This window comes from Cellulomonas sp. P4_B5_2, assembly GCF_056402235.1.
The window spans coordinates 1-14490 of record NZ_JBFUHU010000104.1; the positions used below are offsets into that span (position 1 = coordinate 1).

A 14490-nucleotide genomic window follows, 5' to 3' on the forward strand; every position below is an offset into this window, starting at 1 on the left:
GGACGGTCAGACCCACGAGGGCCAGCAGCGGCTGGCGCAGCGCCGCCGCGAGGGCCACGGAGCCGACCAGCGGGGTGAGCCAGGTGGCCGGGCGAGCGGCCGGTGCCGGATCGACCACGGCGACCTCCGGCGCGGTGCCGGGCGCCTCGCGCAGGACGAGCGTGGTGCTGCCGAGCCGACGCGGGCGCCCGGGGTGCCATCGGCTCCAGCGACCCAGGCGACCGGTCCGCGTCTGCACCCGCCCTCGCCGGGACCGGACCTGCACGACGGGGAGTGTCGCGTCGTGCACGGCCAAGGCGGAGCCCGCCGGCCCGACGGTCACGGTTGCGTCCGTCGGAACCGCGACGAGGCCTCCGCTGTCAGGCCCGGCGACGACCGCGACGTGCCACGCCGACGCCACGGAGAGGGCGACCGACGGGCGCGGCCCCGGCTCCGTGCGCAGCACGCACCCGTCCAGGAACGGAGGCTGCCCGACCGTGTGGTGCTCGTCGAGCACCGCGTCGCCGACGGCGGGGCGCACTCCGGCGCTGGTCCATCCCGCGTAGCCGCTCACCCGGGCCAGGGCGGGTCGAAGCACGGACAGGGCGGTGCCGGCGTCCGCCTCGACGTCGGTGGCGTGGAGCCCGGGACCGCGGGCCGGGTCGGGGTGGAGCAGGGTGAACCGCACGCGACGACCCTGCCGCGCAGCCGGTCCGCACGGACGGGGTCGTGCCCGCGTGCGGGAGCGAGCGCACCGCCCACAGGCCCACCGGTCGTCTCGGTGGGCCTGCGGGCGAGCGGCTCAGTCGACCGCGAGGGCCGCAACGGGTGAGGTCCGGGCGGCGGACCGTCCCGGCAGCACCGAGGCGACCAGTCCCGCACCGATGGCCACGGCCAGCAGGAGCGCGAGGTGGGGCCACGGGATCACCAGGACCACGTCCCCGACCTCGCCGAACACGACGACCGCACCGGCCCAGCCGTACAGCAGCCCGAGCCCGGCACCGATCACCGCGCCGACGCCGGCGATGAGCATCCCCTCGACCGCGAGCATCCAGCGCAGCTGGCGTCGGGACAGCCCGATCGCCCGCAGGGTCGCCGACTCGCGGCGCCGCTCCAGGACCGAGAGCGACAGGGTGTTCGCGACGCCGATGAGGGCGATCACGACGGCCACGCCCAGCAGCCCGACCACGATCGCGAGGAGCGAGTCGATGACCGCCTCGTCGCCCGCGCGCTGGGCGCCGGCGCTGCTGACCTCCGCGGGGGTGTCGGGCAGCGCCGACCGGACGTCCTGGAGCACGAGCGCCGCGTCGGCGTCGGGGTCGAGCGCCACCCAGAGCATCGACACGGGTGCGCTGGGCGCCAGCGCCTCGAGGGTGGCCGGCGTGACGAGCCCGTAGATCCCGCCGAGGTCGGTCGCCACCAGCTCGAGCGGGACCTGTGCACCACCGGGTGCGGGTTCGGAGGTGTCCCACGGGGTCGCGTAGGCGGACACCGGAACGGTCGCATCCGTGGCCTGCTCGGCGTACTGCTTGGGCAGGAGAAGCGTGCCGTCGGCCAGGCCGTCCGCGGTGCGCGGATCGCGCAGGACGTCCGTGGCGGCGCCCGCGGCGGGCGCGACGACCGTGATCCACGTGTCCTCCGCCAGCATCACCGGTGCGGCACGCATCTCGAGCACCGTGTCCACCCCGCCGACTCCGGACACGGCGTCGGTGACGTCGGCGGGCAGGGCCGCGTCAGCACCCAGCACCGACGCGTCGACCGTCAGGTCCACGGGGAAGTGCTCGTCCAGCTCCTGGGCAAGCGACACCCGGGCGCTCGCGGCACCCGTGCTCATCATCGCGACGAGGGTGACGCCGATGAGCAGGGCTGTGCTCGTCGCAGCGGTCCGGCGCGGGTTGCGGACCGTGTTCGCCGCGGCGAGGCGGGCGCTGGTCCCGGTGCGGGCCAGCAGTCGCCCGGCGAGCGAGACGACCTTCGGGACCCAGAACACCGCACCGAGCAGGAGGCCGACGAAGGAGAGCGCGCCGGCGAGCACGCCGACGCCCAGCAGCAGCGTGGGGTCCGCGCCGCCCGCGGTGGCCAGCCCGGTCGTGAGCAGCAGGACTCCGACGCCGCCCACCATGAGCAGGAGCGACGCGGCGAGCCGGACGCGACCGGCACGGGCGCCGACGGCAGGGGCGTCCGCCGGACGCAGTGCCGCGATCGGGGAGACCCTCGTCGCCTCCCGTGCCGGGACCAGCGACGCGAGCACGGTGACGAGCGTGCCCACGAGCAGGGGCACCAGCACCACGGGCAGCGTGATCTCGATGGTGCTGGGCAGGGGGACGCCGAGGTCCAGCCGACCCAGCACGATCAGCGCCGTCTGGCCGAGCACCAGCCCGAAGACGAGGCCGACCACGGACGCGGTGGACCCGAGGATCGCCGCCTCCGTCAGCACGGAGCGGCGCAGCTGCCCCTTGCCGGCACCGACGCAGCGCAGGAGCGCCAGCGTGCGGGTGCGCTGCGCGACGAGCACCTGGAAGGTGTTGGCGATGACGAGCGCGGCGACGAGCAGCGCGACGGACGCGAAGCCCAGGACGATGGTGACCAGCACGTTCCCACCGTCGGAGAACTGCGAGACCGCCTCGGCGGCCGCCTGGTCCTTGGTGAGCACCGAGGCCCCCGGGACGACGGGTGCGAGCTCGTCGCGGAGCGCCTCAGGGTTCACTCCCGGGCTCGCGACCACCAGGATGTCCGAGCCGAGCTCGGTGACGGAGTCGGTCCCGGTCCAGCGCAGCAGGTCCGCGGTGGTGACCAGACCGGCCCCACCCGCCTGCGACCAGGCGTTCGACCGGTCCGACGCGATGCCGGTCACCAGCACGTCGTCGTCGACGGTCTCCCAGGTCTCCTCGGTCAGGGTGGGCGCGTCGGCGCCCGCCTCCGCGGTGGACTCGTCGCTGGGCACGGGCGTGGTCCACCGGACCTGCACCGTGTCCCCCACGCCGACGCCGAGCGCCTTCGCCGCCGCGGCGGGCAGGGCGACCTCGCCCGTGGCGGACGGCAGGTCACCGTCCTCGACCGCGAGCGAGCTCAGACGGGGATCGTCCGTGGTGGGCAGCACGAGCTCCCAGCGGCTCGTGCCCCCCTTGCGGAACTCGATGCCGGTCGGGGCGAGCACCTCGGCGGACTGCACGTCCGCCAGGGCGCGCACGTCGTCCAGCTGGGCAGGGGTGAGCTCGCCGTTCACCACGATGTCGGCGTCGGCGTAGGTCGCCGTCACCGCGTCGTACCCGGTGCGGGTCATGACGTTGCCGGCGAGCAGGGTGGTGGCCAGGAACGCCGTGCCGATCGCGATCGCGACGGCGGCGGCGGTCAGTCGACCGAGGCTGCGGCGCATCTGCGCCAGGGTGAGTCGCAGCATCAGAGGGCCACCTGGTCGAGCGTGCGGAGGGCCTCGAGGCCCATGAGCACCGACTCCGGCGTCGGGTCGGCGATGTCGCCCGCGATCCGGCCGTCGGCGAGCAGGACCACCCGGTCCGCGTACGCGGCGGCCGTCGGGTCGTGCGTGACCATGATGATCGTGCGTCCCAGCTCGCGCACCGAGCGGCGCAGGAAGCTGAGCACCTCCGCGCCCGAGCGCGAGTCGAGGTTGCCCGTCGGCTCGTCGGCGAAGACGACCTCCGGCTTGGCGATGAGCGCCCGGGCGATGGCCACCCGCTGCTGCTGCCCACCGGACAGCTCGGCGGGCCGGTGCGTCAGGCGCTGACCCAGCCCGAGCGTGGACACGAGGGTGTCGAACCACTCCCGGTCGACCGCCGACCCCGCCAGCTCGAGCGGCAGCAGGATGTTCTGCTCGGCAGTGAACATCGGCAGCAGGTTGAAGCTCTGGAAGACGAACCCGACGCGGTCCCGGCGCAGGCGCGTCAGCGCGGTGTCGTCGAGAGACGTGATCTCCGTGGCGCCGAGCCGGGCGGTGCCCGCGGTGGCTCCGTCGAGCCCCGCCAGGACGTGCATGAGCGTCGACTTGCCGGACCCCGACGGGCCCATGATCGCGGTGAACGCGCCGGCCGCGAAGTCGACGTCGACGCCGTCGAGCGCCCGGACCTCGGCGGCGCCCTTCCCGTAGACCTTGGTCAGCGACCGCGCGCTCACCGCCACCGTGGCGGGGGTGTGCGGGGTGTCCAGCGGGCGGAAGACGGTGGTGTCCACGAGAGCTCCTTCGAGGCGGTGATGACGCGTCCGACGCTACGGACGCCGCCGCACCGCGCACATCAGGCCGTGGTGGGGTCGTCCGTCATCCCGTGGGCCCATCAGGAGCCGGGCCGCACCAGACCGGTCTCGTACGCGACCACGACGGCCTGCACCCGGTCGCGGGCGTGCAGCTTGGCCAGGATGCGGCCGACGTGCGTCTTGACGGTGGCCTCGGCGACGAACAGGTCGGACCCGATCTCCGTGTTGGAGCGGCCGCGCGCCATGAGGACGAGGACCTCGCGCTCGCGGTCGGTGAGGTCCGCCACGGCGAGACGTGCCGGGTCGGTCGGGGCGCCGGGCTCGTCCGGCGGCAGGGCGGTGACCAGGTGCTCGAGCAGGCGCTTGGTGCTGGACGGGGCGATCACGGCGTCCCCGCGGTGGACCGTGCGGATGGCGCCGAGCATCTCCTCGGGCGGCGCGTCCTTGAGCAGGAACCCGCTGGCGCCGGCGCGGATGGCCGACAGGACGTACTCGTCGAGGTCGAACGTGGTCAGGACGATCACGCGGGGGGCCGGGAGGTCGTCGGTGGCCCGTGCGGTGATCTGCGCCGTCGCGGTGAGGCCGTCCATGGTGGGCATGCGGACGTCCATGAGCACGACGTCGACCGGCCCGGTCGCGGTGCGCGCGGCGGGGTCGAGCGCACGGACCGCCTGCGCCCCGTCGCCGGCCTCGAGCACGACCTCGAGGTCGGCCTGCGAGTCGATGACCATCCGGAACCCGGCGCGGACCAGCTGCTGGTCGTCCACGAGCGCGACGCGGATCGGGCGCTCGCTCATCGGGTGGCCTCGTCCTGGCTGTGCGACACGGGGGTCCTCTCGTCGGTGGGGGTGCGACTGCTCGCTGCGTCCCCGGGGGTGGGTAGCTGGGCGCGGACCCGGAAGCCGCCGCCCGGTCGGGGGCCGGCGGTGACCGTCCCGCCGAACATCGTGGTGCGTTCGCGCATCCCGAGCAGACCCTGCCCGAGCCCGTCGGAGTCGGCGGAGGCGCCCCGGCCGTCGTCGGTCACCTCGAGCACGATCCCGTCCGGGAGCCACTGGACGAGCACCGTGACCAACGGGTCGGGACCCGCGTGCTTGAGGACGTTGGTCAGCGCCTCCTGAGCGATCCGGAACACGGTCAGACCGGCGCCTGGCGGGAGGTTGCGGGGCTCGCCCATGCGCACGAGCGACGCGCGCAGGCCGCTGGCGCGGAGCTGGTCGACGAGGGTGCCGATGTCGGACTCCGCCGGCTGCGGGGCGAACCCCGGGGAGGCGCCGTGGCCCAGCCCGCCGGGACCGGGCAGCTCCGTCGACTGCTCGCGCTCGTCGCTGCCGCGCAGGACGCCGAGCAGGCGACGCATGTCGGTGAGCGCCGCGCGGCCCGTCTCGGCGATCGTGCCCAGCGCGCGGATGGCGGCGCCGGGGTCGGCGTCGGCGGCGTACCTGCCCCCGTCGGCCTGCGCGATCATCACGGTCAAGGAGTGCGCGACGATGTCGTGCATCTCGCGGGCGATGCGGGCGCGCTCCGCCGCCGTCGCGATCTGCGACTGCTGGTCACGCTCGACCTCGAGCTGCCGCGCGCGGTCGACGAGCGCCTCGATGGTCTCCCTGCGCGACCGCCGGACCAGGCCGAACGCCCACACGGACAGGGAGACGACGCCGGCGAACACAGCCGTCGAGACGGTGCCGGGGACGTCGAACCAGCCGTACATCGACAGGCCCAGCAGCACCGAGCCGACGAGTGCTCCCACGATCGCCACCCGGTGCGCCCACCGTGGGCCGTGCACCGTGACGGAGTACAGGGCCACCAGCACGGCGAGGTCCGCGGGCACGACGAGGGGGGTCCAGAACGCGAGCTGCAGCAGCGCCGCCGTGTACACCGCCGCGGCGGACGCGGCCGGGCGCACGCGTCGCCAGGCCAGCGGGGCGACAACCGCGATGGAGATCAGCGGCGACGCGTACGACCGCATCGCGTTGCTGGCACCGTCGACGATGTCCGTTGCCGTGACGACCATGAGGACGAGCAGGAAGCCGGTGCCGGTGGCGTCGATGGCGAACCGGTGGGACTCCTCCCAGCGCAGCAGGCGCTCCCATCTCGTCACCCCACGAGGGTAGGCGTGGCGACGCCCGGGGGAGTGCTCCCGCAGGACGACCCGAACGCCTCGGCCGTCCGCCCGTGGGGGCACCTGGTTCACGTGGACATCTGGGCGTGCCCGTGTGGCGGTCAAGACCGTCCCATGACCTAGCATGGGCGAATGACCCAGGTGCTGCTGGCCGAGGACGATCCCGCGATTGCCGAGCCTTTGGCCCGCGCCCTCGGGCGTGAAGGTTACGACGTGCGCGTGCAAGGCACGGGTCAAGGTGCGATCGACGGCGCCGCGGCAGCTGACCTGGTGGTCCTCGACCTCGGCCTGCCGGACATGGACGGCCTCGACGTCGCCCGCGCCATCCGCAACCTCGGCCTGACCACGCCGCTGCTCGTGCTCACCGCGCGCGCCGACGAGGTGGACCTCGTGGTCGGCCTGGACGCGGGCGCCGACGACTACGTCACCAAGCCGTTCCGGCTCGCCGAGCTGCTGGCGCGGGTGCGGGCGCTGCTGCGACGCAGCGTCGGCGACCCGGCGGACGAGGACGAGCTGCACGCGCAGAACGTGCGAGTCGACGTGGCCGCCCACCGCGCGTTCCAGGGGGAGCGGGAGCTGCACCTGACCGCCAAGGAGTTCGACCTGCTGCGTGTGCTCGTCGGCGCGGCGGGCACCGTCGTGGCGCGCGAGACTCTCATGCGCGAGGTCTGGGGCTCGGACCCGACGGGCTCCACCAAGACGCTCGACATGCACGTGTCCTGGCTGCGCCGCAAGCTTGGCGACGACGCCAACGCACCCCGCTACGTCACCACGGTGCGCGGCATGGGCTTCCGGTTCGAGACCGGCGGCGCGGGCGCGTCCGAGCGGGCCTGAGCTTTGCGTCGTCGCGTCCTGCAGGCGACGATCGCGGCGGTCACCGTCGCGGTGGTCCTGCTCGGCTTCCCCCTGGCCTTCCTCGGTGCCCAGCTGGTCCGCGAGAACGAGATGCAGGCGCTGCAGTCGCGTGCCGCGGACGCCGCCCGCGCGGTGGACTTCCGCCTGGAGCAGGACATCACTCTGACCGACCGCATGTTCGAGAACTACGCGGGTGGTCCCGGGGACATCCCCGCCTCCGTCGTCGTGCAGTCGCCGGACGGTGGGGTGTACCGGGCGGGCGACCGCATCAGCGGCCGCGCACTGTCCGTGGAGGTCGACTCCGACACCGGCGCGACGGTCACGCTCTACGTGTCGTGGTGGGACGTCTTCTGGGTCAGTGCCCGGGTGATCGCGCTGGTCGTCGTGGCGGCCGTCGTCGCCTTCGCGGCGGGCATCGCCATGGCGATCTGGCAGGCCAACCGACTGACGGCCCCGCTCGTCTACCTGGCCRCCTCGGCCGAGCAGCTGGGTGCGGGGCAGGTGCGACCGCGCCTGGAGCCGTCGGGGGTCGAGGAGATCGACCTGGTCGCCGCCGAGCTCGCACGCAGCGCCGACCGGATGGCCGGCCGCCTTGCCGCCGAGCGACAGTTCGCCTCCGACGCCTCCCACCAGCTCCGGACGCCCCTGACCGCGCTCTCGATGCGGCTCGAGGAGATCATGCTCGCCACCGACGACCCGACCGTGGGGGAGGAGGCGCGCATCTCGCTCGAGCAGGTCGAGCGCCTCGTCCGCGTGGTCGACGACCTGCTGGCGAGCTCGCGCCGCGTCGCGGGCGGCACCACGGAGGCGGTCCGGCTGTTCGAGGTGGTGCACCAGCAGGAGGAGGAGTGGCAGCCGACGTTCCAGGCGAACGGCCGCCGCCTCGTCGTCGACGTGGACCGCGCGACGCAGGTGCTCGCGACGCCCGGCGCGCTGGCGCAGGTGATCGCCACGCTCGTCGAGAACTCCCTGAAGCACGGTGCCGGGACGACGACCGTCCGGTCCCGTCCGGGAGGTCCCTCGGGTGCGGTCGTCATCGAGGTGGCGGACGAGGGAGCCGGCGTCCCCGACGACCTCGCCCCCCGGATCTTCGAGCGTTCCGTCACCTCGGGGAAGGGCACCGGCCTCGGTCTGGCGCTCGCTCGCGACCTCGCCTCCGCCGACGGGGGCCGGCTCGAGCTCGCGCAGCGCCGCCCCGCGGTGTTCGCGCTGTTCCTGTCCGGCGTCCCGGCGTCCCTGCGCCCCGACGTCGTGCTGCCGCTCGGAGCGGTCGTCTCCGCGCGCCCGGACCGGCGCCGCCGCTGATCCGCCTGTCCCGCTCGTCCCGCATCGCCTGGACTGTCGGTCCTCGGCGAGGACCGTGCGAGATACCGTGATGCCACGCCTGGCCCACGAAGCCGACGAAGCACTGACCAGCAGGAGACGCCTACCGTGTACCGGATCACGCCCGCCACCCAGAGCTACTCCTGGGGTTCGACGACGGCGATCCCGGACGTGCTCGCCGCCGTGCCGGACGGGCGCCCGGTGGCCGAGGCGTGGTTCGGCGCCCACGTGAGCGCCCCGGCGATCGCGCAGACCGCCGACGGCCCGCGACGCCTGGACGAGGTCATCGAGGAGGACCCCGACCGCCACCTGGGGCCGGACGTCACCTCACGGTTCGGTGTGCACCTGCCGTACCTGCTCAAGATCATCGCGGCGGACGCGCCCCTGTCGCTCCAGGTGCACCCCACCCTCGCTCGCGCGCGCGCCGGCTTCGCGGCCGAGGACGCGGCGGGCATCCCGCTCTCGGCGCCGGAGCGCAGCTACCGGGACCGCAACCACAAGCCGGAGATGGTCTACGCGCTCAGCCGGCTGGACGCCATGGTCGGCTTCCGCGCCCCCCGGCGGGCCGCCGAGCTCCTGGCCGGCCTCGACACGCCGCTCGCGGCGGACCTCCACGCGATCCTCGTCGCGGACCCGACCTCCGAGGGCGTCCGCGCCGCGTTCGAGTGGCTGCTGCGGCCGGACACTCGTCCCGGGGAGGCCGACGTGGCCAAGTTCGCGGAGGCGTGCGCGCGCCGGCTGGCCGACGGCTCACCGTCGCCGCGGACCGACCGGACGGTCAAGCGACTGGTCGCCGCCTTCCCGGGTGACCCCGGCGCGGTCACCTCGGTCCTGCTCAACCCGGTGACCCTGCGCCCCGGGGAGGCGCTGTTCGTGCCTGCCGGCACGGTCCACGCCTACCTGCACGGGGTGGGCGTCGAGATCATGGCGAACTCGGACAACGTGCTGCGCGCGGGCCTGACCAGCAAGCACGTCGACGTCGACGAGCTGCTCCGCAACGTCGACTGCGTGGCGGCGCCGCCCATCCGGATCGCCCCGGAGAAGGTGTTCACGTCGACCCGCATCTTCTACGCGCCGGTGGACGACTTCGAGCTCTCGGTCACCCGGCTCACCGACGACGGTCCTGCCCGGCTGCCCGGCCGCGGCCCGAGGATCCTGCTCTGCCTCGAGGGTGAGGTGGAGATCGATGCCGCGGACGGCCGGCGGACGCTGCTCACGCGGGGCCAGGCCGCCTTCGCCCCCGCGTCCGACGGCGTGCTGACCGCGTCCGGAGACGCCGTCATCGTGCAGGCCGACGTCCCCTGACCGGATCCGTCAGGGCGCGACGGGCACCGGCGCGCCGGTGAAGACCCAGCGCTTGTAGCCGAGGTACCGCAGGGCGGTGCCGATGCCGATGCCGAGCACCGTGGCGACGTTGTCCGCCAGGGCGGAGGTCTGCCCGAGCGCGTAGTGCGAGAACGCGAGCGTCAGCACCGGGACGACCGCGCACACGAGGTTGATGACGGCGAACACGACGAGCTCGCGCGTCGGGCGGCTCGTGCGCTGGTGCGAGAACGTCCAGTGCCGGTTGCCGAGCCAGGAGACGAGGGTCGCCGCGACGACGGAGATGACCTTCGCGGTGAGGGGCTTGTGCTCGAGCAGCTGCCCCGGTCCGAAGCGCAGCAGGTTGAACAGGCCGAGGTCGACGACGAACGCGACGCCACCGACGGACAGGAAGCGGGCCAGCTCGTACGCCCGCGCCCGCAGGTCGGAGCCCCGGACTGCGGGGACGACGGGGACGACGACGGCCACGGGGGCGGTCAGCTCGTCGCTCGCGCTCACGGAGCTCCTCGGGGCGTGGGTCGGCCGGTACGGTCCGCCGAGGATATCCCTCGATCCTGGGTGATACCTGTCCGGGACGGCGGCGAAGCGTTTCGGCGCCCTCCGGACCCTCGGCTAGTGTCGTCGCCCGTGACAGCACCCGTGGTGGCCGTGGTCGGAGGTGGCCAGCTGGCCCGCATGATGGCGCCGGCGGCGACCGCTCTCGGGCTCCACCTGCGGGTCCTCGTCGAGAGCCCGACGTCGTCGGCGGCCCAGGTGGTCGTCGACGCCCCGGTCGGCGCCGCGTCCGACGAGGCCGCCATCGTCCGCCTCGTCGACGGTGCCGACGCCCTGACGTTCGAGCACGAGCACGTCCCGAACGCGCTGCTCGACCGCCTGGAGGCGTCCGGCGGGCCGTGGTGAAGACGGCCCGCGGGGGGTACGACGGGAAGGGCGTCCGCGTCGTGCGCACCGCCGCCGACGTCGCAGACTGGTTCGCGGCCGTCGCCGACGGCACCGGGGKGCCGCTGCTCGCGGAGGCGAAGGTCCCGTTCACCCGCGAGCTGGCGGTCCTGGTGGCGCGTCGGCCGAGCGGGGAGATGCGCACGTGGCCGGTCGTCGAGTCGGTGCAGCGCGACGGCGTGTGCTCCGAGGTCGTCGCGCCGGCGCCGCACCTGGACCCGGCGACGCAGTCCGAGGCGGTCGACGTGGCCCTGCGCATCGCCGACGGGCTCGGCGTCGTCGGGGTGCTCGCCGTGGAGCTCTTCGAGGTCGCGGACGCCGCCGGCGGACCACCGCGGGTGCTGGTCAACGAGCTGGCGATGCGGCCGCACAACTCCGGCCACTGGACCATCGACGGCGCCGTTACCAGCCAGTTCGAGCAGCACCTGCGCGCCGTGCTGGACCTGCCGCTCGGTGACACGTCCGCACGCTCGCCGTGGACCGTGATGGCCAACGTGCTGGGCAGCACCTTGGCGGACCCCACGGAGGCGCTGGCCGACGTCGCCCTGCTCGACCCGGGCGCCAAGGTGCACCTGTACGGCAAGGAGGTGCGCGCCGGCCGCAAGCTCGGGCACGTGAACGTCAGCGGCGAGGACCTCGCCGACGTCCGGCGGCGGGCGATCGCCGCAGCGGCGGTGCTGCGGGGAGACGCGTCCGCCTGACGCGAACAGGGGACCGCACGGCCCGGAGGCTGGGACATGATGGGCGCGCGGCGTCGCCGTGGCTCATGAGGTGCACGGACGGAGACGGTGATGGCAGCGCAGGCCCTGGTGGGGATCGTCATGGGGTCGGACTCGGACTGGCCCGTCATGAAGGCCGCCGCGGAGGTGCTCGCGGAGTTCGACGTCCCGGTCGAGGTCGACGTGGTGTCCGCCCACCGRCAGCCGGAGAAGATGATCGCGTACGGCCGCACCGCCGCGGACCGCGGTCTGCGCGTGGTGATCGCCGGCGCGGGCGGGGCCGCGCACCTGCCCGGCATGCTCGCCGCGGTCACCACCCTGCCCGTCGTGGGGGTGCCCGTGCCGCTCGCCTACCTCGACGGCATGGACTCGCTGCTCTCGATCGTGCAGATGCCGGCTGGCGTCCCCGTGGCCACCGTCTCCATCGGAGGGGCGCGCAACGCCGGCCTGCTGGCGGTCCGCATCCTCGCCTCGGGCGAGGGCGAGCAGGCCGCCCGGCTGCGCGCGGCGATGGCCGCGTTCCAGGACGACCTCCAGGGCCAGGCCGACGGCAAGGGGGAGCGGCTGCGGGCGCAGACGAGCGCGCGGCCGAGCGTGGGGTTCAGCGTCTGACCGTGTGAAGGCTCGGTGAGCGCGCTCGTCTCGGCGTGCGAGCCGCACCGGGTCTGCTTAGCGTCGAGGGGATGACGTCCTCCCGCCCGCGCCTCGCGGCCCTCGACGGGCTCCGCTTCCTCGCCGCCGCCGCCGTGGTGCTCTACCACTTCACCGGCCGGACGAGCACAGCGTGGGGCGAGGGGCAGGCGGACCGTCTCGGCGGGATGGGCCGGTGGACCGGCTACGGGTCGCTCGGCCCGGAGCTGTTCTTCGTCATCAGCGGGTTCGTCATCCTCATGACGGCCTGGGGCCGGCCGACCGCCCACGTCGTGGCGTCCCGCATCGCCCGCCTCTACCCGGCGTACTGGGTCGCGGTGCTGGCCACCGGGGCGCTCCTGCTGGTCGTGTGGCCGGAGGGCAAGGCCATCACGCCCCAGCAGGTGCTGGTCAACCTCACGATGTTCCAGTCGGCGGTCGGGGTCGACCACGTCGACGGGGTCTACTGGACCCTCTGGACGGAGCTGCGCTTCTACCTCCTGCTGGGCGTGCTCTCGCTGGTCGGGATCACACGCGCACGTGTCGTCGGCGTCGCGCTCGCCTGGCCCTGGGTCGCGCTGCTCGCCGAGCAGGCCGGGGCCACCGGCCTCGCGTCGCTCCTGATCGCCGACTACGCCCCGCTGTTCGCGGCAGGGATGGCGCTGTTCGTGCTGGTCGAGGACCGCAGGGCGGGCGGTCGCCGGCTGCTGCCGTGGCTCGCGGTCGGGGTGAACACCGCGCTGGCCGTCGCCCTCGTCGTCCCGGCGCGGGCGTCGGTGCTCGAGCGGACCACCGGGTACTCGCCGTCGACCGCGCTGCTCGGCGTCGCCGTGGTCGGGTGCGTCGCCGCCGTCGCGGCCGTCGTGCTGACGCGGGTGCAGCACTGGGAGCACCGGGGCCTGGTCGCCCTCGGCGCGCTCACCTACCCGCTGTACCTCGTGCACGAGTACTGGGGCCTCGCGGTGATCCGGGCGCTGGCGGACCACGTGCCGGCCGCGGCAGCCCTCGGCGCGGCGCTCGCGCTGGTGACCGGGATGGCGTGGGCGGTGCACCGGTATGTCGAGGTCCCGTGCGGTCCTGCGTTCCGGCGTGCCACGCTCGCCGCCCTGGAGCGACCCCGCGCGGCTGTGCTGGACCGCGTCATGCGCGGACCACGACTCGTGGAGGCGATGTCCTGACGCCGGCTCAGGCCCCGGGCATCCCGCCGACGGGACCGGGCGGCAGCGAGCCGTCCCTGATCGCGACCCAGAACGCGGGAGCCGTCTCGGGATCCAGGAGGACCGTGGACCCGGCGTTGCCGCCCGGTCGGTAGTCGATGCTCGCGATCGGCGGCGTGCCCGTGATGCCCTCGGCGCTGTTGGCCCTCCGGAACGCGAGGGCCAGCTTGGCCATGTCGACGATCCCGGTCTCGTCGCTCACCGTCAGCGCCCTCGTGCCCGCATCGATGAGCGAGACCTGCTGGCTCGGCCGGAACAGCAGCTGGGTCGGCTGCACCTTGCCCATCACGGCGCCGATGAGCTGACGCTGACGCTCGGCGCGGCCGACATCACCCGTGGGGTCCGCCTTGCGCATGCGGGCGAACGCGAGCGCCTGGACGCCGTCGACGTCGTGGCAGCCCGCCGTCCAGACCATGCCCGAGTCGGCGTCGTTCACGTCGACGTCGTGGCAGAGGTTCACGCCGCCGACCGCGTCGACGATCTGCTCGACGCCGGCCATGCCGATCTCGGCGTAGTGGTCGATCGTCAGGCCGGTGAGCCCCTCGACCGTCTGGACCAGGAGCGGTGCCTTGCCCCACGCGAAGGCCGCGTTGAGCTTGGCCGCGCCCTGCCCGGGGATGTCGACGTACGTGTCACGGGGGAGCGAGATCAGCGCCGTGGGGCCGCTGTCCGGGACGTGGAGCAGGAGGATCGTGTCGGTCCGGGCGCCCTCCGTGCCGTCCTGCGCGATCCCGCCGTCGGCCCGCGAGTCCGAACCCGTCAGCAGGTACGTCGTGCCGGGGGTGTTCGCCGCGCCGCTGAGGGCGGCGGTGTGCTGGACCTTGCCGTTGGCCCAGACCAGCAGGCCGATCGGCCACGCCAGGAGGGCGACGAGCACGAGCACGGCGACGGCTCCGACGAGCCGCTTGCGGCTGCGACGAGCCTCGGGCTGCGTGCCCGGTGCGTCCGGGGAGCGCGGTCCCGTCGGCGGAGCGGGTGGGCGGGCACCGGCGGGCCGGGCAGGCGGACGACCTGTCGCCGGTCGCGACGACGTCGATCGCGACGACGGCGCGGGCGCCGGCGGCGGGACCGCCGAGCCGGTCGGTCTGGTGGCACGTCCGGGGACCTCGACGGGCCCCGCGGTGCGCGTCGGCCGCGCGGACTGCGCGGCGGGAGTGATCGTGGGGGGTCGGCC

12 protein-coding genes and 1 pseudogene are annotated in these 14490 nt (G+C 74.3%); 6 read left to right on the forward strand and 7 right to left on the reverse strand.

Annotated features, from left to right (window positions below; all coding sequences use genetic code 11):
* The 5 genes from AC1DUQ_RS09360 to AC1DUQ_RS09380 form a co-directional block, all read right to left on the reverse strand.
* The coding region (locus AC1DUQ_RS09360) for a hypothetical protein (RefSeq protein WP_477073698.1) at positions 1 to 667 on the reverse strand (667 nt) is incomplete at its 3' end.
* A 114-nt stretch (positions 668 to 781) separates the two neighbouring features.
* Positions 782 to 3379, reverse strand: coding sequence for an ABC transporter permease (locus AC1DUQ_RS09365; protein ID WP_477063129.1), 2598 nt, complete (start codon positions 3377 to 3379; stop codon positions 782 to 784).
* Positions 3379 to 4167, reverse strand: coding sequence for an ABC transporter ATP-binding protein (locus AC1DUQ_RS09370; protein ID WP_477063130.1), 789 nt, complete (start codon positions 4165 to 4167; stop codon positions 3379 to 3381). The genes AC1DUQ_RS09365 and AC1DUQ_RS09370 overlap by 1 nt, the downstream gene beginning before the upstream one ends.
* Before the next feature lie 101 nt (positions 4168 to 4268).
* Positions 4269 to 4985: a response regulator gene (locus AC1DUQ_RS09375; RefSeq protein ID WP_477063131.1), complete on the reverse strand. Its 717-nt coding sequence runs from the start codon at positions 4983 to 4985 to the stop codon at positions 4269 to 4271.
* Entirely contained in the window at positions 4982 to 6289 is a 1308-nt protein-coding gene (locus AC1DUQ_RS09380; protein ID WP_477063132.1) for a sensor histidine kinase, read from the reverse strand. Before AC1DUQ_RS09380 ends, AC1DUQ_RS09375 begins: the two co-directional genes overlap by 4 nt.
* Before the next feature lie 153 nt (positions 6290 to 6442).
* Here AC1DUQ_RS09380 and AC1DUQ_RS09385 point away from each other — a divergent pair, with 153 nt between their 5' ends.
* The 3 genes from AC1DUQ_RS09385 (at position 6443) to manA (ending at position 9793) form a co-directional block, all read left to right on the forward strand.
* The gene (locus AC1DUQ_RS09385; protein ID WP_056089661.1) at positions 6443 to 7144 is read left to right on the forward strand and encodes a response regulator transcription factor; all 702 of its coding nucleotides are present in this window, start codon (positions 6443 to 6445) and stop codon (positions 7142 to 7144) included.
* Between the two features lie 3 nt (positions 7145 to 7147).
* Positions 7148 to 8470: an ATP-binding protein gene (locus AC1DUQ_RS09390; RefSeq protein ID WP_477073699.1), complete on the forward strand. Its 1323-nt coding sequence runs from the start codon at positions 7148 to 7150 to the stop codon at positions 8468 to 8470.
* A gap of 126 nt (positions 8471 to 8596) precedes the next feature.
* Positions 8597 to 9793 carry a mannose-6-phosphate isomerase, class I gene (gene manA / locus AC1DUQ_RS09395; RefSeq protein WP_477063134.1) on the forward strand — a complete coding sequence of 399 codons (1197 nt, stop codon included), beginning with the start codon at positions 8597 to 8599 and terminating at the stop codon, positions 9791 to 9793.
* Between the two features lie 9 nt (positions 9794 to 9802).
* Here the strand turns inward: manA and AC1DUQ_RS09400 are convergent, their stop codons facing one another.
* Positions 9803 to 10309, reverse strand: coding sequence for a GtrA family protein (locus tag AC1DUQ_RS09400; RefSeq protein WP_477063135.1), 507 nt, complete (start codon positions 10307 to 10309; stop codon positions 9803 to 9805).
* Positions 10310 to 10438: 129 nt separating this feature from the next.
* Here AC1DUQ_RS09400 and AC1DUQ_RS09405 point away from each other — a divergent pair.
* The 3 genes and pseudogenes from AC1DUQ_RS09405 (at position 10439) to AC1DUQ_RS09415 (ending at position 13277) form a co-directional block, all read left to right on the forward strand.
* Positions 10439 to 11451: pseudogene (locus AC1DUQ_RS09405) on the forward strand (5-(carboxyamino)imidazole ribonucleotide synthase).
* 90 nt (positions 11452 to 11541) lie between these two features.
* Positions 11542 to 12081, forward strand: coding sequence for a 5-(carboxyamino)imidazole ribonucleotide mutase (gene purE / locus AC1DUQ_RS09410; RefSeq protein WP_477063137.1), 540 nt, complete (start codon positions 11542 to 11544; stop codon positions 12079 to 12081).
* Between the two features lie 71 nt (positions 12082 to 12152).
* On the forward strand, positions 12153 to 13277 hold the full coding sequence (locus AC1DUQ_RS09415) for an acyltransferase family protein (protein WP_477063138.1): 1125 nt from the start codon (positions 12153 to 12155) through the stop codon (positions 13275 to 13277).
* Positions 13278 to 13284: 7 nt separating this feature from the next.
* On the opposite strand, the gene AC1DUQ_RS09420 is transcribed toward AC1DUQ_RS09415, so the two are convergent.
* On the reverse strand, positions 13285 to 14490 hold a 1206-nt coding region (locus AC1DUQ_RS09420; RefSeq protein WP_477073700.1), incomplete at its 5' end, for an LCP family protein.